This window comes from Candidatus Sororendozoicomonas aggregata (assembly GCF_031528575.1).
Taxonomy (GTDB): domain Bacteria; phylum Pseudomonadota; class Gammaproteobacteria; order Pseudomonadales; family Endozoicomonadaceae; genus Endonucleibacter; species Endonucleibacter aggregata.
Window position 1 is genome coordinate 1 of the sequence record NZ_JAVLSP010000064.1, and the last position, 22,936, is coordinate 22,936.

Below are 22,936 nucleotides of genomic sequence, written 5' to 3' on the forward strand. Positions count from 1 at the left end.
AATTTGCTGCCACCGCAGTAGGGCAGTCTATTCTCGGACAGCCTCCTAGAAACACACTTACTGCTAAAAATGGTAATTTCGTGCCTAAAGCGTCTGCTGAGTCTAAAGAATATACCTGCGATATCTGCAATAAAGTCATTAAACGACTTGATAACTATCAAAGGCACTTGCTAACACATGGCGGTGTTGAACCTTCTTTCAGCTGCCCCTTCTGTAAGAGAAAATTTATACGGTTAGACCATTTCACCTCGCACCAGAAATTCCGTCACGGTATTAAACCTTACCAATGTCCCACCTGTGGGGAAGATTTTTGGTATAAGAAATATTTCAACAACCACATGAAAGCGAACAACTGTTTACCTGATAATTCCAGCTCCGTAGAGTCAGGCACAGAGCCGCTATCCGATGGAAGGGTCGCCATCCGAACAACCCATACACTGACAATGGGTTCTAATTTTGCTACCAAGGTATCTTGCATAACAACCCCAACGACCAGTACCACCGTCACTATGCAGCAGCATCCGGGGGCAATCGTTACAACGGTTAAGCGAGAACAATCAGCCACTGCTGCTACGAATGTCAACCCGGGACTTAAAGACCCTGAGGTTGACCCTATGTGGCCGCAGTTCGATGAAGAAAATAATGATAGTTCGACAACATCTATTTTTTATACAGGCCATACAGGCACAGATGGCATAGGTTTTGACCCGGAAAATAACTTTCCCGACAAGCCTTACATACCTGGCATACCTGGCATATCGGATTAATCTGAGGCACCTCTTCTGGACACCTCAGCGTGATAAATAAGCGCGATAAATAGACGACTGATGAATAATAACCACCACAAAAGCATTCACGGAGCAGGCGCTTAAACTGGCTGATTGAAAATCCCCCCTGGAGAGTCCCGGTGCGGTTTTGTCGCATCCAGGTCAACAAGACGGGAGGGAGCATCCTTTGGATACAAATAGACTGCGAGGAAATAGAAATACTTCCAGTCGTGGGCTATTTCCGTTTTTTATACTGGTTTTTTCGAATCACAAAGGTATCGCTTCACACCTCGGAAGCTCAGGCTATAGTGTAATCAGGGCAATAGCGTAATAGCTTTAAAGCTGACTATCAGCGTGCAACAGGGCAATGATGACCTCATCGTGACAACCGAATGCGCACCGATTCCCCAGAACCCATTAAGAGCACCTTTTATAAGAGCGCCTTTTAAATGCTAAAAATAATGACCGCAACTGTTTTTATTGTATGTAGTATCAGTAACGCTGCCGCAGATGTTATAAATATTTATGCCCATAGAGGTTTTAGATCTATTTCGCCAGAAAATACGCTACCTGCTTACACTGCGGCTATGCGTATTGGTGTAGATGTTATTGATATGGATATAAATATGACGAAAGATAAAATTCTGGTTATACGACATGATTTAACATTAAACCCAGATATGACAAAAGATGAAGACGGCAACTGGATAACAGAAAAAACCGCAATAAAAGACCTGACTTTAGCACAAATAAAAAAATATACCGTGGGTCATCTGAAACCAGGCTCTGCAACCGCAAAGATGTACCCTAATCATGTTGGTATGGATAATGTTCATATACCAACACTAGAGGAGGTTATTCACTATGTTAAAGCAAGTGCTGGCAAAAGAATTCGCCTGCAAATAGAAATAAAGACTAATCCATATAAACCCGAAGAAAGCTGGACAGCACAAGAAATGGCTGAAGCGTTAAATAAGCTGTTAGTCAGAACCGGGGTGACTGATAATGTCGAAGTCCAATCTTGTGAATGGCAAGCCCTGGTATATTTACAAAAATTAAACCCTGACATTAAAACAGCCTATCTAACTGACCATACAACAGAACCAATGAATGCCCAGCAGGCAGAGCAGATGAGTGACTACCAGAAATGGACAGCCCCCCTTGACCCTAAAGACTATAACTATAATTACCCTCTGATGGTCAAAACATTAGGCGGGACATTTTGGGAGCCTTTTGAAACAGACTTAACAAAAAAAGACCTGGATGAAGCGCATAAATTAGGCGTCAAAGTGGTAACATGGGCATGGACTGAAAATGAAGGCACAGACTTTAACTATAAAGTTGCCAACAAATTAATTGATTGGCGAGTTGATGGTATTATAACGGATAGACCTGATATTCTCAGAGGTTTGGAAGCAGCAAAAGGACTCGATTTACCCCCTGCCTACCCGGATCTGCCGTATTCTAAAAATAATTAAAAAATTATCAAAAAAGTCGCTTGTTTCTGCTATGCGTCAAGATCATGGGGGCATATTGCACAATCAGCACTGGCAACTAAAGCAAATCTTTTTAAAGCGACTATAATGTTGATTTCTGGATTCAAAGGCGGTTTAACTCATTATGTCTGGCTGCGGGTGAGTCCCTTTTTGATGTTGTGCGCATCGAAAGGTCACAAGGCAGAATTGTGTTTTTAGTGGGAGGCTCCTAGTCAGCATAGTTGGTCGGTTTGAAATCAACGCTTAAATGTTGATGGCAATCGTAAAACTAAAGTACATTTTTCAGAAGAGGAGACAGGGTACCTTAGTGGACAGGCTATTTTTTATTAATAAGCGACCCTGATTATACTTGAGTAAATTTCTTTTATTACTGTTTTTGGTTTGTCAAATAGCTGTTGCTGGTGAAGGTTGTGAAGATAAAATAAGTTTTACTGATTGCAAAATCAGTGGAGGTTACTTGTATTGCAAGCTACAAGGGAGAGTTGAAAGGGTAGATTTAGAAGAGTTTAAAAACTGGCTTGTTAATCAACTGGAAATAAATACAACCTATTCAATTGTTGGCATTGATAATGGAGAAACATCAACTTACTGTGTGCTCGATAGTGAACTGGGAACGGGCAGAGCTGTTGGGGCTGTCCTCAATAGTGGCCTCACGGGTTGCCACGGGGCAAGTGTACTGACAGAAGATGAAAAAGGCCATTTTCAATGTGAGGTGGTTTCGTCAACGTTTAATAATGACGATGAAAGAGAGCCTTCACCTGATGAAAAGCTGTCGCAACAGGAGTCGCAACAAGAAAAGAGCAGTCACTCGAACGTTTTTTGTTTATGTGACCATTGCAACACAACTTTTCTATCCTTAGATGCCTATAATGAACACAACGTCCAATGTAGAAAAAGTAGAAAAAGAAAAAGTCCTGAACCCGGTAAAAAAAAGCGCCATACGTGCGACCAGTGCAAAAAGTCATTCACTACGCAAAGTAATATGAAGGCACACCAAAGAAGAGCCCATAAGGGTCGTCGATATTCCTGCACTGAGCCTGGGTGTAAAAAGCAATTTACTCAGCTTGCTCACCTGGAAAGACACATAAAAAACATCCATTGGGGGATAAAACATACTTGCGATAAGTGTAATAAGTCATTCACTACAGAAGATTATCTGAAAAATCACCAAAAAAACGTCATCCACCAGCCCTCTGAGCAGATAAAATATGCCTGCCCTGAACGTGGGTGTAATGATTTATTCACTACGACCGCAAGCATGAGAAGGCACCAACAACGCGCCCATAATATCTGCATTTTACCAGGGTGTTTTCAGTCATTCAGAACGGCTAGTGAGCTGAAAAGACACCGGGACAGTGTCCATCAGGGGATGTGATACACCCTACTCACTCGTGGTGTAATAAGTCGTCCACTCAAATCGGTAATATGAGAAAACACCAAAAGAAACGCGCCTGTCCACGAGAATAATCGGAATGTCACTCCTGTTGTTATAACAAACAACTGAATGAATACTGCTGGCATGGAAGGGTTTTGCAGACCAATAGCCGAAAAATAGCGTATTTGCAGGGGTTCTTATTGCGTGACGTTACACAAACATTCCATACTCTTTTCATCGTTGGGTATTATTTGTAAGCCCTGGTAACGTTTTTTGTCTCTGATAAATACTTTTGTATAAAAAACCTGATAAAAATTGATGGCATAATGAGAAAAAATGACTACTCTACCTATTCGAGCAAAGCTATGTATAGAAAATGTGGAGTGAAACAAGTGAAACAAATCAACAATACAATGATTATAGTACTGTGTAGTTTTTTATGTTTCTTTACAGAGTGGGCATTATCCGATCCTTCTGTTAAGACGATCAAAATTACCGGGCAAGCTATCGATTCTCAAGCTATATCATCTAACCTGCCATCTATTAGCACTGTGGATTTAAGTGATCTTTCAGGCAAACAGAATGAATGGCTATATTGTACTTTTACTGATCAAGATGACAAAAAAATAAGAGAGATTGAGACAAAACCCTTGCATGAAGACTTTGAAGCGCTATTTTCTGAATTCGCAAAAAATCAATCATTCAGTGATTCATCCTGGTGTACCAGAATGGGTGTCAGCCGAAGCATATATAACCTGTCACAAAAAGAATTTAAAAAGGTTGATATTAATATTGGTCTGAAAGATGAAAAGGGAAGGGCAATAAGTGAAACCGTTTTAAGACCAGTTATTGAGGGTTTTTTAAAAGAGATTATCACAACAAAATTTTACTCAAATGCTTTTGAGCAGGTGAAAAGCATTGCGAAACAGTGTCTCCCTCGGGAAGCGATTCCCGATGAATTAATTCAGTTAGAAATCTTTGGACCAATCGGAGGTCTTGCCCTGGGTTTAATTCATACAGACGGTGTTGGCAGAGATAGTTTCTTGGGCCAGGTTTTTTTGGCGACAGATCACCCTACCACAATATTTCCCTTTATTTCAGATCAGCTTGAAAGCAATTTAAAGGATATAGGGTGTCAGGATGGTGCGCATTGTGAGGATGAGGATTGCCCATATTGTACTTTGATCAAAAAAGGACAGGGGTTCAGTGCCAGGAAAAATACCCTGTGTGTGGTTTCCGGTGCTGTAGCCCATTGTGGCCCAAAAGTTTTTTCTACAGACAGTTTACGCAAACGGGCATTGATAGGTGCAAAAATAAAATTGTCCGCAAAATTACAACAAGCACTGTATCAATCAGAAAGGATGGATCAGTTTCTCAATGTGTACTGGGGCGACTATTTTGCACCAACCCCGCAACCTGTGTTCTAGTACATCAATTCAATGAGATTGACGTGTACCATCTCCGTTCATCCTGAGCGGAATCGAAGGGTGTTTGGCACGATCTATCATGGGCCGGAGTTTACGCCCTTCGACAAGCTCAGGGCGAACGGAGCGCAGAGACTTATGATAACGACAACCCGTCAAACTCATTGAAACCATGTACTAGCCGGGACATTTCATCAACCGCCGTGAAAATTACCAGGAATATTGTGGCTCTGAGAAATGTTGCCATGGATTGCCCGATGGTGTGCAGGATTCACAGAACAACACTTTCCAAGAGCCGGTCTAAGAGCAGGATAGTTGTGAAATATCCGGGCTGAAAAACACCCCTGTCGCCCAAAAGTCGCGGCGCTATCGGGTTTTATCACATCACCCTCAACAGTGCATTCAATCAAGCAGGTTGCCAGAGGATGAAAAGCAGCATATTTTAAGGGACAACAACAGATAACATGCTGTGAAAAAGGTGATGACAATGGTAGCGCAGTTAACACACTTTATAGCGGGCAAAAAAACACCGCCCAGTGAGCGCCAGAGTGCTGTTTTCAATCCGGCCACCGGCCAACAAACGGCCAGCGTCTCTTTAGCCAGTAAAACAGACGCTGAACAAGCCATCGCAGCGGCCAAACAGGCTTTTCCCGCCTGGAGAGCGGTGACACCCCTGAACCGGTCACGTATCCTTTTTGCTTTTAAAACGTTGGTTGAGCAACACCGGGACGAGCTCGCACAACTCATTACCAAAGAGCACGGTAAGGTACTCAGTGATGCGCAAGGGGAAATTACCCGCGCGCTGGAAGTGGTAGAGTTTGCCTGTGGTATTCCCCATTTACTCAAAGGCGAGCACACCGAGTGCGTGGGCACTAACGTGGATGCCTGGTCTGTGAATCAGCCCCTTGGGGTTGTCAGTGGTATCACTCCCTTTAATTTCCCTGCCATGGTACCCATGTGGATGTTTCCGTTGGCCATTGCCTGCGGCAATACCTTTGTCCTTAAACCCTCAGAAAAAGACCCTTCCGCCCCCCTGCGTCTTGCCGAATTGTTGCAGGAAGCGGGCTTGCCCGACGGTGTGCTCAATGTGGTCAATGGCGATAAAGAAGCGGTGGATACACTGTTGCAGCACCCTGATATTGAGGCGGTGAGTTTTGTCGGCTCAACCCCCATTGCCCAATACATTTACCAAAACGCATCCAACGCAGGCAAGCGCGTACAAGCCCTCGGTGGTGCCAAAAACCATATGGTGATCATGCCCGATGCAGATTTAGACCAGGCAGTTAATGCCCTGGTGGGCGCTGCTTATGGCTCGGCGGGTGAGCGCTGTATGGCTATTTCAGTGGCCGTTGCCGTTGGGGATATTGCCGATAAACTGGTGGAAAAACTCACCCCAAGGGTCAGGGCGCTTCATATTGGTAATGGGATGGACTCTGGCGTTGAAATGGGGCCGCTGATTACTCAGGCACATCGCCGTAAAGTTAAAGACTATATTGACGCCGGTATTTCTCAGGGTGCCTCGTTACTGGTTGATGGCCGCAAAGGCGGACAACCAGAGGGTGAAGGCTATTTTCTGGGCGGTTCCCTGTTCGATAATGTCACCACCGATATGAGCATCTATCGGGAAGAAATTTTTGGCCCGGTGCTCTGTATTGTCCGTGTGCCCGATTACCGCAGCGCGGTCAAAATTATTGACGAGCATGAGTACGGTAATGGTACGGCTATTTTTACCCGTGACGGTGACAGTGCCAGACAATTTGCGCGAGAAATCCAGATAGGCATGGTGGGTATTAATGTGCCCATTCCGGTACCCATGGCTTTTCACAGTTTTGGTGGCTGGAAGCGCTCTCTTTTTGGCCCTTTACATATGCACGGTCAAGATGGTGTTCGCTTCTATACTCGCAGAAAGGCGATAACTGCCCGCTGGCCAACGGGTATTCGTCATGATACCGAGTTTGTCATCCCTACAATGAAGTGACGCTTTTCAACGCCGAACAAGGCTGAATTCAGGTTAAACGATAACCGTCCAGAGTCTTACGAGTTCAGGCGGTTATCATGCCAACCTGCCTTTATAGGCCATATCTTCTGGCCGGGAAAAGCTGAGCTTAAATCGATGATCTTCAATAAGGTCAGTCTTAACAAGGGCCTGAAAGCCTTCCACAGGCAAGCCAAAGGTGGCTTTCGCTAACTGTTCAATCTGATTCATTTTGGCCGTGTTGTTGTCTGATAATGCCTTGCGGTAAAGCTGTTTATAAAACTTATAAATATCAATGACCGTTGCGTATTGTTTTTCCTGTTTCAGCTTTTTATCAACTTTTTCTCTCGCAATAAATGCACTGGCTGAACTGGCGATTGACCAACTGTATTTAGCCCCTACCCTTAAAGGCATTATGGCATCAACAGGGCTCAACACGGCTGAAGTAGCGGCGTTGGCAGCATCTGCCCTTGCTTTATTTTTTTTAATGTTCGTATGGTTTTCTTTTACTTTTCGGGCACTCTTAAGCAAGTGAACCAACGTAGACACTTCCTCGGGTTCCCACCCATCATGGATAAAATGCTGCCGCTGTTTTTCAACACGCCGCTCTTCCTTGATAAACAATCGGGAAAAGAAAGAGGTGACTGTCGATAGTATCCGGGATAGTCCTTTGCGGGTTCTTTTCTTCTCTGGCTTATTATTCATTGCTTCACTGCTTGCGAAAGGGAGAGCGCTTATTGCCCTCACTACCCTGACCCTCATGCGTCCCACCCCTTTTTTTCTGTACTTGACTTCTTTTTTATAAGCCACAGTTTCTAATATATCGCTAACAGGAACGGGTAAAGGCACTACCTCAAAGGATAATGCCCCCCACATCAAGCTGTTGACTGCTTTATGGTGATTGATTTTCCATTGATCGTACTCCCTGAGGGAATACAATGCCTTAATATCTTTTTTGTGGGAACGTAATAAGGCATCTAACTGACCAGAGTATGGCAATTGCCCCATTTTTTTGAGTAATTGGTAGGTTTTTTCTGTATCAATAGAAACCCTGTGATAAACAGCCCTGGTTTTATCAAGATCATCTGGCTGTTTATCGGTTTTATAATCTATGTGAACGCCTATCTTCTTGAGCAGGCTATTGAGTTGTTTAAGTTGCTTTTTGTCTTGAAAAATACTTTCTGCATCTTCACCTTCAAGATTATTTACATAATTGATTAGCTCCTGCCTGTCCATTTCTGATAAAAATGACTGGGCGGCACTTTCATTGCCACTGACAGGGTAAAGACTTAATACAGCGCTAACCAAGTCCTTAAGAGAATCAACGTTGACAAAACAATCATTCATTTTTAACAGGTCAACCACAGGATTTATGCTGCTACCGTCTTTTGATTGACGGTCTTTTGCCAGAAAGCATACCGTTGCAAACTGCTGAAAATGGGATTGATCCATGGGTTGGGTACAAGGGGATAGAGCGAATAAGTCTGGAAGCATTCCTTCTTTTTCACGCGCAAAACGCCATAATTTATCCAGGTTTATTTTCAGCTTTACCTCTGAAGACTTATTTTCCTTACGCAGTCCGTTGACTTTTTGTCGATCAATACCCAGCTCGCTTATGTTGAAATCTGGCTGGTTTCTGTCAATAGTCAGTACCCGGCATAAATCATCGATAAACAAAGCGCTTTCTTCTTCTGACATGTGACGGCCCTGCTTCATCAGAAGTGCCTGAAACTCAACCAGTCGTTTAACATCAGCACTCACATCCGGGGCTTCATCATCAGTATAAAACTGGTACTGTCCCACAGCGGGAGACTTAAGATTTTTCAGCAGCTCCCGTTCTCTGTGTTGGCTGATTTTATAGGCGCTTACAACCACCTTGCGGCGTTGCTTTATTTTCATCAGCTTGATCTGTTCCGCCACGAAAGGCAGAGCAAGATCAAGGGCGTTGTCAAAAATTTGCGACGACAGGTTCACTGCTTTATCGTCTGTACCCAAGTTGATGCCCATGGCCGCAAGATCATCTTGCCTGGCTTTTTCCCCAGAAGATTTTCTAACATCAAGCCCAAGGTCCTTCTCGGTGAAGTTTCGCCCATAATGGTTGGAGTAAACACCGAGAAGAATATGTCGCTGTTGCGGTGTCAGCAGCAAATCATCAGCACTAATAATACGGCCCTGTTGTACAGTCCCGAGAAGTCGCTGAGCTTCTATTAACTGTATGTAGTGCTGATAGCCTTCAGTATTATCAAAGTCATCTGGTAGACCCGGATAACCATGTTGTCTGATCCAGTTTTCCTGTGTTTGAATCAGGGCGGGAAAATCCCTGAATAAGTGCTGTGCCTGCTCACAGGGCTTTTCAGACAATTCACCTTTATCAGACAATCTGTCGATAATGATTGGATGTGCGCTGCCGTCCCCCAATGAATAATGCAGAAGAATCTCTTTTTGTTTTGCGCTTTGCCCCTTAGGTTGGAGAACACGTAACACTGACGTTTTTGGCAGCAACTCTTCTGCGCGCGCAATTGCTGCCCACCTTTCGCACATGGTAATACAATCTGCCGGACTAACGCCTTTATGTTGCTGGGCATGACTGACTAATACTCTAAACCTGTCTCTTATCAAAAGCAGGGCAGCCTTTTCCTGCTGATCTTTGGGCAGACCCCGAAAGGGAGACAGCTGTTGCTTGAAAATGGCGTATTCCTCAGCCAGTGTTGTGCCAAATGCCGGCTGAAAGGTTGACTGTGGTTTTGCCAGGGGTGTTAACCACTGGGCAGTGGTTTTAACGGTGCTGATTAACCCGTCTTTGATACGTTTGCGCATCGACTTCCTGACATCCATCAGCGCAGGCATTTCAGCCTTGGCAAGCTGCTTTTGGGTTGAAGATGCAGACTCCCGTCCTACAGGCGTTTTCGCTTTCTTTTCTTCATTCCCGGGCAGGCTGGATGTGGAGTGCCGCGCAGATGATAGCCGCATAGTGAACCGGCACCTCCTGGATTTCCCTTTGTGGTAGTATTTGTCGGCCAAAAGTCGCATAAAGGTAGTGGTTACAGCAGGTGGCTTATTAATCGTCAGGGCGTCAAGTCAATGGCTATTTCCTGTCCTGGTTGCGGTTATGATGGCGGTAAAAAGATTAATGGTCGAAAGTGTCATTTATAGCGATACTCTGGTGGCTAAACCTTAGGAGCCTATCGGACTTAAGACAATTTCGGCCTAAAATCCAGAAAGTACGAGAAAGTGCGAGAAAGTGCGAGAAAGTGCGGCCAGAATGTCCGATCAATTTGCTTAAACAGGTCAACTATTCGCACAAATTGATCGAAAATTCTGACTCGCCCTACTGAATTTTATGCTCGAAAGCATAAGTCCGACAGGCTCCTTAGAAGCTGTTTGAGATCTTTTATGGGCTGCAATTGTTGATAAATCCTGTCTTTTTGTTGTGCTTTTATTAGCTACATAGCACCACTATTTGCCTCATAAAATCGAAAAACAGACAGCTTTCCCATTGGGTTTGCTTTTCACAAAAGATTATAAAGTACTAAAGTTTCATCTGAAAACCTGATTTAGTTTGCAATGCCCCCTGTTATGCTTCCCCTTCTTCTTACACAGGAGGGCTTTTCATCATTATTTATTATTTTTTAGTCGTTTATTTATAAAATATTAGTCGTTTATTTGTAAGTATTTTATATGCTTATATTAAATGATAGAGTATAAACCTAAGTTTTTAGCTCACCCATTAATAGACAACAGTAGGTTTAATGTAAAGTTAATTAACTATTTTAAACAATGTACAGCCAATCCTGATACAGAGCCATCTGCCAAAGAGATAGTTATCCCAAATTGTTTGGCAGGTAAAATTAATTTTGTTATTCGCCATACAACACGCACTAATGTGGAAGCTGGATTCAATATTTCATATCATAAGCGTATCTGGCCATTAGCCAGTGTATTCAGATACAGCCATATAGAAACAGGAGACGACAATAGTGTAAATACAGGAGATTATAATCCAAAAACTAAAGAAACTAAGTATATGACCAAATGAAAACATATATTTTCTTGCTGGCAGGCCTTGCAAGGCCTGTAGACCAACTTGAAAAGCAAATGGTCATGTACTTATTTTACAACAGAGCCAACAGCTCCTTCTTTTAGCAAATAAACAGATGGCGGTATTAAACAACTATGATCTATATTGCTGCTTTACTGGTCCTGATCATTTGCAGGGCACAACATTTTTCTTAATGGTGGAACCATCTTATTAGCAATACTTGAGACTTTGGTCTGGACTGGACTTACGCGTCAACATTATCAGTAATGAAGCAGGTCAAAATGACAGGTTGTCGTGAAGAGGTTTTTGTCTGAAAAATAGGTATTTGTCGCATAGATAGGAGCCTGATCATGTTTTAGGTCGTTTGCCCTTGGCATGTTGGCATATTGTTGGGTGGACGACACAGAGGCATGATCAGATGAAGCTCATCAGGGAAACAAGTCAACTTGCAGGCTCAGACAATCATTGCGGCAGTGAAGATTAGGGGTAATTTTTTCCTGAAAAGGGAAATTACCTTTTTATTATCAATTAAGCGATAAAAGCTATTGATGTCATGCAATAAATCGATACAATAACAAAAAAAATGAATCGTGATTTTTCAAGCGTAGCTTTAAGATTCTATCGAAAAGATAACCTGAAAGCTACAAATGATAATAACGTTGGCTTAACGCTAATAATTCCGCCTTACACTGAGGAAACCTATGTCTGGAAAGAACCCGGCAGCGACCAGTAAAACATGGAGTAACCGCTGGACATTTATGCTTGCGGCAGCAGGCTCTGCTATTGGCTTAGGTAATATCTGGAAATTTCCTTATATTGCTGGTGAGTATGGTGGTGGGGCATTTGTATTTGTTTATCTGATTTGCATTCTCGTGATGGGGGTACCGCTGCTGATGGCTGAAACGCTGATCGGCCGCCATACACGACTGAGTCCGCTTAATAGTATGAAAAAACTGTCCAGTGACTTAGGTGCTTCTAAATTGTGGCACAATATTGCCTGGATGGGTATGTTGTGTGGTTTCCTTATTCTTTCTTTTTATAGCGTGATTGCGGGTTGGTCTCTTTCGTACGCGTGGGAACTGATCACAGGTGTTTTTAACGGCATGAATGCTGAGCAAGTCGGTAGCGAGTTTGCTGCATTAACGGCATCAGCCACTCGTCAGGTAGGGTTTCACACTCTGTTTATGGTGTTGACTTTAGCCATTACTGCCCGCGGCATCCATAAAGGCCTGGAAAAAGGACTTCAGATAATGATGCCTGCGTTGTTTGTCCTGCTGTTGGTAATGCTCGGATACAGCATTCTGGAAACAGGCCAGTTTGCCCGCGGTGTTGAGTTTATGTTCAGTGTTGATTTCAGCAAGATTACCGGTGAAGCCATTAGTGCTGCTCTTGGTCAAGCTTTCTTCACCCTGAGCTTGGGTATGTGTGCCCTCATGGCTTATGGTGCGTACATGCCATCAACCAATTCCATTGGCAGAACGGCCATTAATGTTGCGGTGCTCGATACCCTTATGGCCATTGTATCTGGCCTGATTGTATTTCCCATTGTGTTTGCCAATGGTATGGAGCCAACGGCAGGCCCGGGCTTACTGTTTGTTTCCTTGACCAGTGCTTTTGCCAATATGCCAATGGGTGAGCTGTTTGGCTTTATTTTCTTCGTGTTGGTGGGTATTGCAGCGCTCAGTTCAGCGATTTCCCTGTTGGAGCCTGCAGTCTCCTGGATGAGTGAGCGCACCAATCTGACCCGCCCTGTAGCAACAACACTCCTGTGTATTGCTGTATGGTTTGTAGGTTTGGGTACTGTGTTCTCGTTTACTGGTGACTTTAAGCTTTCCATTTTTGATAAGAACTTTTTTGAATTTATTGACTATCTGACTAACAGTATCTTGATGCCATTAGGTGGCGTATTGATTGCTGTTTTTGCCGGTTGGAAAATGAAGCGCTCTACCCTGATGAACCAGTTAGCGCTGAGCGTGGGTATGTTCAATTTATGGCGAGCAATGATCCGGGTGGTTGTTCCCGTTTGCGTGGGCGTGGTTTTGTTTACTACTGTCTTCTAAGGAGAAAAAAACCATACCAGCGTCGTCCACGAAAGTGGGGGCCGCTGTCGTGGCTCGTTATTGCCTTTGCAGAAACCTGTCCATAAAAAAGCATGCCTGTCGGCATGCTTTTTATTTATTGCATGGTTTTTATTTTTTACCGCGAGCTTTCATCAGCATGTTGATATAATCTCTTTCAATTACATCTCTATAATGGCTACCCATTGCCTGGCGCTTAATGTTTACCAATGTATCATAATAGCCGCGCAAAACTGCCACACGGGATACCAGGCAATGCTTTACACCCTCTGCAGTGGGTGTCATGGATGCATCTGCGTTGGATTTGATATTCATCAAGTCATCCAGTGTAAAAAAGGAAACCTGTTTATAAGTCTCTGGATCTCGCAGTTGCAAAGCGTCTAGCACCTGATTGGTTGCTGTTTCAATGGATTCTGCGGCCTCTCTGATCAACATACCGCTTTCCTCTACTGATACTGCGGAATGCTCTGTTTCTGATGCGGCGAATAATCCTGCACCTTCAGGCACTTCAGGAAATTCACCTAGCAGCAGAGGGCAGTCTGTACCGCTGGGATCAATAGATTTGGCTAATAAGTTAAGACTGGGGTTTATATCAGTGGACGTATGTCCTTGCTTTGATTGCCGGTTCATTCACCAACTCCGTTTGGCACGATAAGGTATTTTTAGTTTATCAAAGGGTACGACCAGAGCACTATTTCGGCGTTTTGTGTAAAAAGTTTGGCGCTGGTACAAAGTGATCTGAGTCATTACAAAAGCGTCTATTGTCCTTGTTGTGCCCGAAGGTGGCGTGAGTTACCAGAGCGCCTCCATTGGTTGCGCCGACCTGTCAGGTCGAAAAGCCACCACTGACTATTCAGCGCATTAGCCAGGAGCCTGTCGGACTTAAGACATGTCGGCCTAAAATTCAGAAAGCGCAAGAAAGCGCGAGAAAGCGCGGCCAGAATTTCCGATCAATTTGCTTAAATAGGTCCACTATTCGCACAAATCCATCGAAAAATCTGACTCGCTCTACTGAATTTCATGCTCAAAAGCTTAAGCCGGACAGGCTCCTAGTACCTTGTCCGGCAGCATTTGATACGTGCAATATCCATAAAGCCTTTGAGCCAGAAGCGCTGTAATAAATCAGCGCGTATCAAACGCTATTGGACGGAGTACTGGTGCTGTTAAGCGCTAATACCCATAAAGTGGTCATTCCCACGAAGGCGGGAATCTACCAGAAAATGGACTCCCGCCTTCGCAGGAGCGACCAAAGTAACGGTTGTATGTATATTAACGCTTGTTTGCACTAGTGAGACATTAGCCAAATACCAAAGCCTGCTAATAGCATGGCAGTGACAGGCCAGTCTTTCACTGCTGAGGGATACAACAGGGCGCCGACAGCAAGCAAAATGACAGCGCTTCCCCATCTCCGGGTGCGGGTGTTGCGCTTTTCAGCCTCAAGCTGGTACTGGGTCAGGGTTTCCTGTTGTTCAGCCAGTTGACGTAAGCTGGTCATGGCCTGATTTGCCATCACGGGCGCATTAAACAGCCAGTCGGTGCTATGTTCTTTAAACGCTTTCGCTACTGATGACGGGCGTACCTGATCTTTCATCCACTGCTCAAGAAAAGGTTGAGCGGTGCTCCACAAGTCCAGGTCAGGGTAAAGTTGCCGACCAAGCCCCTCAATATTGAGCAGGTTTTTTTCAAGTAATACCAGCTGTGGCTGAACTTCCATCTTAAAACGTCGTGCTGTCTGAAATAATCGTACCAGTAACTGCCCAAAAGAAATGTCTTTCAACGGCTTTTCAAAGATAGGCTCACACACGGTGCGCATTGCGGATTCCAGCTCACTTACTTTGGTATTGCGCGGTACCCAGCCAGAGTCAATATGGAGCTGGGCAACTTTCCGGTAATCGCGACGGAAAAACGCCAGCAGGTTACTGGCAAGATAGCGCTGATCTTCTGGTTCCAGAGTACCAACAATCCCAAAGTCGACACCAATATACCGTGGCTGTTGGGGATTATCAGTATCAATAAAAACATTACCTGGATGCATGTCAGCGTGGAAGAAACGGTCGCGGAAGACTTGGGTGAAGAAAATTTCAACCCCTCGCTCTGCCAGGGTTTTCATATTGACACCGCGCTTACGAAGTGTTTCTACGTCGGACACCGACACGCCATGAATCCGCTCCATGACCATGACGTGTTTACGGCAATAATCCCAGTGTATCTGGGGGACGTACAGCAACTGGCAGCTGGAAAAATTACGGCGTAATTGCGAGGCGTTAGCGGACTCTTTGAGTAAGTCCAGCTCATCAAGAATGGTCTTTTCATAATCGGCCACGACTTCAACAGGCCGCAGTCGGCGCGCCTCTTTGGAAATTCGCACCAACAGTTTTGCCATGGCATACATCAGGCGAATATCCTTGCGGATGATTTTCTCAATGTCCGGGCGGATGACTTTTACCACCACCTCATCACCTGACAGTAAACGCGCGCTATGCACTTGGGCTACCGACGCCGAGGCTAACGGTTCGCGGTCAAACCGTTCAAACAGCACGTCCACCTTATCTTCCAGGCTTTGCTCGATAATGGCAATGGCATGCTCTGTTGGAAACGGGGGCACCTTGTCTTGCAAAATAGCCAGTTCTTTACTGATATCATCGGGCAACAAATCCCGTCGTGTAGACAGTAGCTGACCAAACTTGATGAAGATAGGCCCGAGTGATTCCATGGCACAACGAATACGTTCACCACGAGGTGCCGTATTGGCAACCGCATAACGCCAGGGCAGCAGGCGGATTATCAAGCGGAAGGTCAGAGGAATACGGTCAATATCAACCAGATCATCAAGCCGGTTGCGGGCAACCGCACTGATAATTTTTAACAAACGGGACAACAGTCAAACCCCTAGATCAAGATGATCGTTTGAGTGGGCTAATGGATTGTGCCAGGGCATCCACAGCAGATTGTAGTTCAGCTACATCAGAAGCAAATGCTTCGACTTCGTTGCGAGAGGGGAGCAACTGTATCTCTTCTTGAAGGTAGCCCTCCAGGTTATCAACGGCTGTTTTACGAACTTTGGCCGTCTGTTCGGAAGCGAAGCTTAACCCCTGGGACAGCATATGTCCCCCTATATCGCCAAAGACTTTACACAGCGCACCCTCCCAGTCAAATTTAACAGACTGATGAATATCACTTAAGCGGCTGAGAGTATCCGCACTGCCCCAGGTTTCCAGTCCCACTACTTTATCCAATGGATTATCACGGTGTGCTACCGTATCAGCGAGTGTTACTAAAGAGCCGCGCAGCCCCGTATCCACGCTACCTTCATGGTAGCTGGCTAAACGAAGGCCGACTTTATCCAAAAAAACATAACACTGAAACTCAGGGTCAGAGCATTGAACATCCACGACGGTGCCAGAGAGTTCGCCCAGTTTTTTCAATGTCAGCGGATCCAGGAGAAGAACCTTGTTCAGCTGCTTTTCAAGGCCAGTCAGCACAGCCATTTTAATTGTGGGTTCACTCAATAAGCGACTCAGTGAAAACGGACTGTTCATCAGGGTTTAATACCTTTGTGCAAGGCAACAATGCCGCCGGTCATGTTGTGATAATCCGTGTTCACAAAACCGGCATCCTCCATCATAACTTCCAGCGTGTCCTGATCCGGGTGCATACGAATGCTCTCGGCAAGATAGCGGTAACTTTCCGCATCGTTTGCTACCAGCTTGCCAATGAGCGGCAGTACTTTGAATGAATAAGTATCATAGACTTTAGTCAGCAGGGGATTGTGGGTTTTGGAAAATTCCAGAATCAGCAAGCGGCCACCGGGCTTAAGTACCCGGTGCATGGATTGTAAAGCGGCGTCTTTATTGGTGACATTGCGCAAACCGAAGGCGATGGTGACACAGTCAAAGGTATTGTCGTCAAAGGGCAGGCATTCGGCGTTTGCCTGGACATATTCAACATTACCAGCGATTCCCTCATCCACCAGGCGGTCGCGGCCCACATGGAGCATGGATGCATTAATATCCGCCAATACCACACGGCCAGTATGACCGACAATGCGGGAAAACTGTTTGGTTAAGTCACCGGTGCCACCGGCGATATCCAGGATTTGCTGCCCGGGCCGAGCGGCCGACATTTCAATGGTAAAGCGTTTCCATACCCGATGAATGCCCATGGACATCAGATCATTCATAATATCGTAGTTACTGGCGACAGAATGGAAAACGCCAGCCACCCTGCTTTCTTTCTCACCCTTCGGTACCTGCTTAAAGCCGAAGTGTGTCGTCCCACTGCTTTTATCCGTCCGAGTCATCGACTTTACTCCTCAGTTTGCTGTTTGCCGCGCCGATGGTCAAAGCCATGCTGCCTTGCGCAATGGCGCCATTGTAATGCCAAACAGGGGTGGGTGTAACCTCTTGTGGGCACACACTGCCATCCCACACGCCACAGGATACGTTAGTGGGAACAGGGACAGTCTTTTTGGGTTATTTTGGGTTATTTTTTGGTTATTTTTTGGTTAGCTGCTTTTTAACCTGTTACGTAAATCTGAGGGGGCAATATACAGGGTAGTTCTGCCTTCTTTTGATTGCATCAACAGCTTCAGGGAAACCAGCCTGTTCAGGTGTGATCTGGCGGTGTTTTCTGACACGTCGTAGTCAACCGATACTGTCCGGGCCGTGAAGATGCGTCCGGGTTCTTTGCTGCCTTTTTTAAGGATATCTTTTTGGACAAAGTTGAGTTTTTCACAGAGCGTTGAGCTTTGCAGCAGTTCAATGACCTCTTCAAATTCGCGGGACTTGTTGCTGAGGTAGTCACCGAGCTCTGCAAATGCCTTTTCTATTATCTGTAGCTGATAATCAATGAAGTACGTCAGGTCATTGCCGTCTGTCTCAGTATAAAGAAATGATGCGCCATACCCGTTTGAATCCTCTTTTAACAGCTTGCTTATGGAAACGTATTTGAACAGATCGTAGCCCTCTTTAAGCATATACCAGTAAAACAGCGCCCTTGCTGTTCTGCCGTTGCCATCACGAAACGGATGCTCATATCCCATCATGAAGTGCAGGGTGATCGCGACTATTACCGGGTGTATAAACGGCGCGTTTGGGGATTGTTTATACTCACCGTTGGCAAAGTCGCAAAGCAGTGCCATCCGCTGGGGTATCAACTTATGCTTTGGGGGCTGGTGGGCAATATGGCCTTGGCCGTCGCCAATATAGATATCGTCACCCGTTCTGAAGTCACCTGGTACAACATTGTTTTCGCCGGTTCCCGAAATCGCGATACGATGAAAGTCCAGTATCATGTTAATGCTTAACGGCTTATCTATATTCGCCTGGGCATGTTTTAAGAGGCAGTAGTTGTTGAGAATCATCCGCTCATCTTCATCCACTGGCGTTCTGCCGTCCTCAAGCATTTTTTTGGCAATCTCTCTTGTGGTTGACGCGCCTTCCATCTGGGCACTGGTAATTGCCTCCTCCATGAGTAATGAGGAAACAAGGTATTTCTGCTGGATACGGTCAGAGGCAATCGTTCCAGCAACGGTAGCGACACTGCCACCGACGGTAGTCGACAGATGGTGAAGCCTTGCCTCTATATTAGCGGGCTTGCAGAACATAAACGGCTGCTTTTTTTCATCCCTGAGGGGCAATTCCGTGGCCGCCATCAGGCGGTGGAATTTTACCGCTTTCCATGCTTTTTGGGTTTCCGTGTCATTGAGTTTTACCCGCCATTTAAACTCAGACCAGTGAAGATAGCGGCCTTTTTTGTCTAGCACGCCATAATCATGTAAATATTTCTGAATTTCTTCAAAATGTCTTTTTTTACTGTAATCAAACTGTGGCGCTCTCTCTATCCTTGGCTTTGACATGGTTAACTCAGATTATTAAAACTGCGTTATATATAATATTAGCATCTTTTTTTGTAAAGTTATCTACAATGTATTTTTGGACAAAACCATCCGGATGAGTATTTTGGCAACGATTAAACCGCTGTGGGAACCACTTCATCGAACGAGCGTGAAACCCCTTACTTTGAGAGGCTGTCGCGAAACTCTGAAATACGCCCCGCACCGTCATCCTGCACAGGGAACGTACAGGAACCACGCTCTATGGAAGGCACTCGAACCGCACGCATCATGCGGGTTTAGTGATTCACATCCTTGTGGCATAGATCCCTTACAATCCCTGTACGGGATGACGACGGAGAACATTAAGAGTTTCGCGACACCCTCTTCATTTGCGCGGCACTTAAGGGAGCCTTGTGAAATCGTGAGGTCATAGACATTCTCTGAGGTTATTGCTATCCCTGCAGACTATTGTTATAGTCCCTCTGTAGCTTTTTGGGGGCGGTCTAGTTATTTCGTAGTTATTTCTGATGACAGTTCTTTTCCTCTGCCCAAGCCCTTCAATATAAAGTGATTCGTCAGAAGCGCGCTCTTTGCTAAAAGGTGTGAACGTCATGCCTAATCCTAAAGCGGGTATTTATCCCTGTAATGTTTGCCATGAAGTTTTTGAATATCCTGCCCAACTAGTCTCGCACTTGTCGGTTCATATTTTGGGTGTTGAAGGATTCATCTGTCCCACCTGTAGTATGCGTTTTAGAACTTACCAACTTTTGCAACAGCACTATTTAGTCCATTCGGATCCTAGTTTCCCCTGTGACTTTTGCAGTAAAGCTTTTAGACGGGAGGGTGCACTCAAACAGCACAGGAACGCCGTTCATTTCAAAATGAAACAACACAAATGCGACCTCTGCAATAAGAGTTTTGCCGAGCTAGCCAATCTTCGAAGGCACTGGAAAGTCCATACGGGTGCTAAAGATTACAAGTGCAGCAACTGTGGGGCATTTCTTGCGACTCCGTACAGTCTCACCCAGCATAAAAAAACTAAAAAATGTGCTAATAATAGCCTCGTACGGTCAATGATACAGCCACTGCCAGATGGAAACGTCGCCACCAGCACAGCCCATGTAGTGGCAATAAGCCCTACTCTTGTTACAACTACAGCCAGCGTAGCGACCCCAAGTGGTATTACTACAATCACTGAGCATCAGCATCTAGGGGTAGGGGTAACAACTGTGACAGCGTTTTCGCAACTGAGCGCCACAGCTAGATTGCAGCAACTGGCTGGTTCTCTGGTGGGCAATCAGTCGGGTCTACCCAATGATAATAATCTAACAACATCGGTTTTTTATGGTGTGGATTTCGCCGCGAGTTGTCCTTTAGACGAAATACCGGAAATAACTGATTAACTCAGGTTACGCAGCTGAAAATTCCCTCACTCAATTGCCTCAATGAAGCGTTGTTTTCAATGACAGTACTTCCAGCGAGGTCACCGTAGATTGAAAGAAAGATTCACCGTATGTGCCGGTGACTTAGCCATTGAAGCATTTGGTTTCAGCAAACTTATGGGTGTCCTTTAAAAACATTTTTTAACTTTTTAAAAACATTAAAAACAATGGGTGTCCTTGAGAAATTCTCTTGAAAAATTCTGAGGTTATTGTTATCCCTGCAGACTATTGTTATAGTTCATCTGTAGCTTTTTTGGGGGCTATCTAGTTATTTCTGATGACAGTTCTTTTCCTCTGCCCAAGCCCTTCAATATAAAGTGATTCGTCAGAAGCACGTTCTTTGCTAAAAGGTGTGAACGTCATGCCTAATCCTAAAGCGGGTATTTATCCCTGTAATATTTGTAATAAAGTTTTTAAGTATCCGGGCCGACTAGTCACGCATTTGTCGGAGCATATTTCAGGTGACACACAATTCATCTGTCCCACCTGCAGTACGCATTTTGAAACTTACCAACTTTTGCAACAGCACTATTCAGCCCATTTGAGTCCCAGGTTCCCCTGTGACTTTTGCAGCAAGGATTTTGGACGGCCGGGTCAACTCGAACGGCACACGAACAGCGTTCATTACCAACTTAGACCACACAAATGCAACTTCTGCGGTAAGCTTTTTACCGATCCAGCCAGCCTTAAAAGGCACTCGGTAACCCATTCGGGTGCTAGAAATTATAAATGCAGCAACTGTGGGGCATCGTCTACAACCGCGTCCAATCTCGCCAAACATAAGAAAACCAGAAAATGTGCTAATAATAGCTACGTACAGTCAACGATACAGCCATTGCCCGATGGAAACGTCGCCACCAGCACAGCCCATGTAGTGGCAATAAGCCCTACTCTTGTTACAACTACAGCCAGCGTAGCGACCTCAAGTGGTATTACTACAATCACTGAGCATCAGCATCTTGGGGTAGGGGTAACAACTGTGACAGCGTTTTCGCAACAGAGCCCCATAGCCAGCTTGCAGCAACCTTCAGGGACGACTCTGTCCCCAGCAGAATTAGCTCATCGTCTTGATGATGTTGACAATATGATCCAAGAGGAATTGGCTGGTTCTCTGGCGGGCAATCAGCCGGGTTTATCCAATGATAATAATCTAACAACATCGGTTTTTTATGGTGTGGATTTCGCCGCGAGTTGCCCTTTGGACGAAATACCGGAAATAGCTGATTAACTCAGGTTACGCAGCTGAAAATTCCCTCAGTTGCCTCAATGAAGCTTTGTTTTCAATGACAGTACTTCCAGCGAAGTCACAGTAGATTGAAAGAAAGATTCACCGTATGTGCCGGTGATTTAGCCATTAAAGTATTTGATTTCAGCAAATTTACAGGTGTCCTTTAAAAACATTCCTCTGCCTAAGCCCTTCAATATAAAGTGATTCGTCAAAAGCGCGTTCTTTGCTAAAAGGTGTGAACGTCATGCCTAATTCTAAAGCGGGTATTTATCCCTGTAATATTTGTAATAAAGTTTTTAAGTATCCGGGCCGACTAGTCACGCATTTGTCGGTTCATATTTCAGGTGAAACAGAATTCACCTGTCCCACCTGCAGTATGAATTTTGGAACTTACCAACTTTTGCAACAGCACTATTCAGTCCATTTGGGTCCTAGATTCCCCTGTGACTTTTGCAGTAAGGATTTTGGACGACCGGGTCAACTCGAACGGCACAGGAGCAGCGTTCATTACCAACTTAGACTACACAAATGCACCTCCTGCGGTAAGCGTTTTACCGATCCAGCCGTCCTTCAAAGGCACGCGGTAACCCATTCGGGTGCCAGAGATCACAAATGCAGCGACTGTGGGGCATTATTTACAACCGCGGGCAATCTCTACAGGCATAAGGGAACTAGAAGATGCGCTAATAGACGCGCTAATAACAGCTACGTACAGTCAATGATACAGCCATTGCCCGATGGAAACGTCGCCACCAGCACAGCCCATGTAGTGGCAATAAGCCCTACTCTTGTTACAACTACAGCCAGCGTAGCGACCTCAAGTGGTATTACTACAATCACTGAGCATCGGCATCTAGGGGTAGGGGTAACAACTGTAACAGCGCTTTCGCAACAGAGCCCCATAGCCAGCTTGCAGCAACCTTCAGGGACGACTCTGTCCCCAGCAGAATTAGCTCATCGTCTTGATGATGTTGACAATATGATCCAAGAGGAATTGGCTGGTTCTCTGGCGGGCAATCAGCCGGGTTTATCCAATGATAATAATCTAACAACATCGGTTTTTTATGGTGTGGATTTCGCCGCGAGTTGCCCTTTGGACGAAATACCGGAAATAGCTGATTAACTCAGGTTACGCAGCTGAAAATTCCCTCACTCAATTGCCTCAATTTTTGTTCAAGGCTCTTAATGGATTCCGGGGAGTTATCCAAACAACACCTCCAGAAGGCCGGATAGAGCCGCTTTCCCACGCTTCCTGATGTTATGCAGGCATTCAAAG

16 protein-coding genes and 2 pseudogenes are annotated in these 22,936 nt (G+C 45.1%); 12 read left to right on the plus strand and 6 right to left on the minus strand.

Translation table 11 applies throughout. From position 1 onward, the window contains the following. From V4C51_RS12195 to V4C51_RS12215, 5 genes are all read left to right on the plus strand, one after another. Positions 1-767 (plus strand): C2H2-type zinc finger protein (locus V4C51_RS12195; protein WP_330926447.1); only part of this gene is annotated, 767 nt, incomplete at its 5' end. 449 nt (positions 768-1,216) lie between these two features. Next, entirely contained in the window at positions 1,217-2,245 is a 1,029-nt protein-coding gene (locus V4C51_RS12200; RefSeq protein ID WP_330926448.1) for a glycerophosphodiester phosphodiesterase, read from the plus strand. Between the two features lie 367 nt (positions 2,246-2,612). Beyond that, the gene (locus V4C51_RS12205) at positions 2,613-3,638 is read left to right on the plus strand and encodes a C2H2-type zinc finger protein (RefSeq protein WP_330926449.1); all 1,026 of its coding nucleotides are present in this window, start codon (positions 2,613-2,615) and stop codon (positions 3,636-3,638) included. Positions 3,639-4,030: 392 nt separating this feature from the next. Further along, entirely contained in the window at positions 4,031-5,065 is a 1,035-nt protein-coding gene (locus V4C51_RS12210) for a hypothetical protein (RefSeq protein ID WP_330926450.1), read from the plus strand. A gap of 484 nt (positions 5,066-5,549) precedes the next feature. Continuing rightward, complete coding sequence (locus tag V4C51_RS12215; protein ID WP_330926451.1) at positions 5,550-7,040, plus strand: CoA-acylating methylmalonate-semialdehyde dehydrogenase; 1,491 nt, start codon at positions 5,550-5,552, stop codon at positions 7,038-7,040. Between the two features lie 75 nt (positions 7,041-7,115). Here V4C51_RS12215 and V4C51_RS12220 read toward each other — a convergent pair whose 3' ends face one another. Beyond that, the gene (locus tag V4C51_RS12220; protein WP_330926452.1) at positions 7,116-10,007 is read right to left on the minus strand and encodes a hypothetical protein; all 2,892 of its coding nucleotides are present in this window, start codon (positions 10,005-10,007) and stop codon (positions 7,116-7,118) included. Between the two features lie 721 nt (positions 10,008-10,728). Between V4C51_RS12220 and V4C51_RS12225 the strand changes: the two genes are divergently transcribed. Further along, a complete protein-coding gene (locus V4C51_RS12225) occupies positions 10,729-11,073 on the plus strand; it encodes a hypothetical protein (RefSeq protein WP_330926453.1) in 345 nt (114 codons plus the stop codon). Between the two features lie 704 nt (positions 11,074-11,777). Then, positions 11,778-13,136, plus strand: a complete 1,359-nt coding sequence (locus tag V4C51_RS12230; RefSeq protein ID WP_330926454.1) for a sodium-dependent transporter — start codon at positions 11,778-11,780, stop codon at positions 13,134-13,136. Positions 13,137-13,265: 129 nt separating this feature from the next. On the opposite strand, the gene V4C51_RS12235 is transcribed toward V4C51_RS12230, so the two are convergent. The 5 genes from V4C51_RS12235 to V4C51_RS12255 form a co-directional block, all read right to left on the minus strand. Then, positions 13,266-13,784, minus strand: a complete 519-nt coding sequence (locus V4C51_RS12235) for a hypothetical protein (protein WP_330926455.1) — start codon at positions 13,782-13,784, stop codon at positions 13,266-13,268. 655 nt (positions 13,785-14,439) lie between these two features. After that, positions 14,440-16,035: a ubiquinone biosynthesis regulatory protein kinase UbiB gene (gene ubiB, locus V4C51_RS12240; protein WP_420797666.1), complete on the minus strand. Its 1,596-nt coding sequence runs from the start codon at positions 16,033-16,035 to the stop codon at positions 14,440-14,442. A gap of 13 nt (positions 16,036-16,048) precedes the next feature. Then, complete coding sequence (locus V4C51_RS12245) at positions 16,049-16,693, minus strand: ubiquinone biosynthesis accessory factor UbiJ (RefSeq protein ID WP_330926457.1); 645 nt, start codon at positions 16,691-16,693, stop codon at positions 16,049-16,051. Next, a complete protein-coding gene (gene ubiE / locus V4C51_RS12250; protein WP_330926458.1) occupies positions 16,693-17,454 on the minus strand; it encodes a bifunctional demethylmenaquinone methyltransferase/2-methoxy-6-polyprenyl-1,4-benzoquinol methylase UbiE in 762 nt (253 codons plus the stop codon). The genes V4C51_RS12245 and ubiE overlap by 1 nt, the downstream gene beginning before the upstream one ends. 204 nt (positions 17,455-17,658) lie before the next feature. Next, positions 17,659-19,011, minus strand: coding sequence for a Fic family protein (locus tag V4C51_RS12255; RefSeq protein WP_330926459.1), 1,353 nt, complete (start codon positions 19,009-19,011; stop codon positions 17,659-17,661). Between the two features lie 860 nt (positions 19,012-19,871). On the opposite strand from V4C51_RS12255, the pseudogene V4C51_RS17985 reads away from it, so the two are divergent. From V4C51_RS17985 to V4C51_RS12270, 5 genes and pseudogenes are all read left to right on the plus strand, one after another. Then, a pseudogene (locus V4C51_RS17985) lies at positions 19,872-19,943 on the plus strand (C2H2-type zinc finger protein); the annotation flags it as partial. A gap of 120 nt (positions 19,944-20,063) precedes the next feature. Further along, positions 20,064-20,393, plus strand: coding sequence for a hypothetical protein (locus V4C51_RS12260; protein ID WP_330926460.1), 330 nt, complete (start codon positions 20,064-20,066; stop codon positions 20,391-20,393). A gap of 400 nt (positions 20,394-20,793) precedes the next feature. Beyond that, positions 20,794-20,970, plus strand: a pseudogene (locus V4C51_RS17990) (C2H2-type zinc finger protein); the annotation flags it as partial. Between the two features lie 297 nt (positions 20,971-21,267). After that, positions 21,268-21,660, plus strand: a complete 393-nt coding sequence (locus V4C51_RS12265; RefSeq protein ID WP_330926461.1) for a hypothetical protein — start codon at positions 21,268-21,270, stop codon at positions 21,658-21,660. Between the two features lie 718 nt (positions 21,661-22,378). Beyond that, positions 22,379-22,783, plus strand: a complete 405-nt coding sequence (locus V4C51_RS12270) for a hypothetical protein (RefSeq protein ID WP_330926462.1) — start codon at positions 22,379-22,381, stop codon at positions 22,781-22,783. The last annotated feature ends 153 nt before the right edge of the window (positions 22,784-22,936 follow it).

What these genes read in the sequence shown, in the direction of transcription:
- ubiE (WP_330926458.1), bottom strand. Translation starts at nt 17,454, where the DNA reads ATGACTCGGACGGATAAAAGCAGTGGGACGACACACTTCGGCTTTAAG.
- V4C51_RS12260 (WP_330926460.1), top strand. Translation starts at nt 20,064, where the DNA reads ATGATACAGCCACTGCCAGATGGAAACGTCGCCACCAGCACAGCCCAT.
- V4C51_RS12255 (WP_330926459.1), bottom strand. Translation starts at nt 19,011, where the DNA reads ATGTCAAAGCCAAGGATAGAGAGAGCGCCACAGTTTGATTACAGTAAA.
- V4C51_RS12270 (WP_330926462.1), top strand. Translation starts at nt 22,379, where the DNA reads ATGATACAGCCATTGCCCGATGGAAACGTCGCCACCAGCACAGCCCAT.
- V4C51_RS12235 (WP_330926455.1), bottom strand. Translation starts at nt 13,784, where the DNA reads ATGAACCGGCAATCAAAGCAAGGACATACGTCCACTGATATAAACCCC.
- V4C51_RS12225 (WP_330926453.1), top strand. Translation starts at nt 10,729, where the DNA reads ATGATAGAGTATAAACCTAAGTTTTTAGCTCACCCATTAATAGACAAC.
- V4C51_RS12220 (WP_330926452.1), bottom strand. Translation starts at nt 10,007, where the DNA reads ATGCGGCTATCATCTGCGCGGCACTCCACATCCAGCCTGCCCGGGAAT.
- V4C51_RS12200 (WP_330926448.1), top strand. Translation starts at nt 1,217, where the DNA reads ATGCTAAAAATAATGACCGCAACTGTTTTTATTGTATGTAGTATCAGT.
- V4C51_RS12215 (WP_330926451.1), top strand. Translation starts at nt 5,550, where the DNA reads ATGGTAGCGCAGTTAACACACTTTATAGCGGGCAAAAAAACACCGCCC.
- V4C51_RS12230 (WP_330926454.1), top strand. Translation starts at nt 11,778, where the DNA reads ATGTCTGGAAAGAACCCGGCAGCGACCAGTAAAACATGGAGTAACCGC.
- V4C51_RS12245 (WP_330926457.1), bottom strand. Translation starts at nt 16,693, where the DNA reads ATGAACAGTCCGTTTTCACTGAGTCGCTTATTGAGTGAACCCACAATT.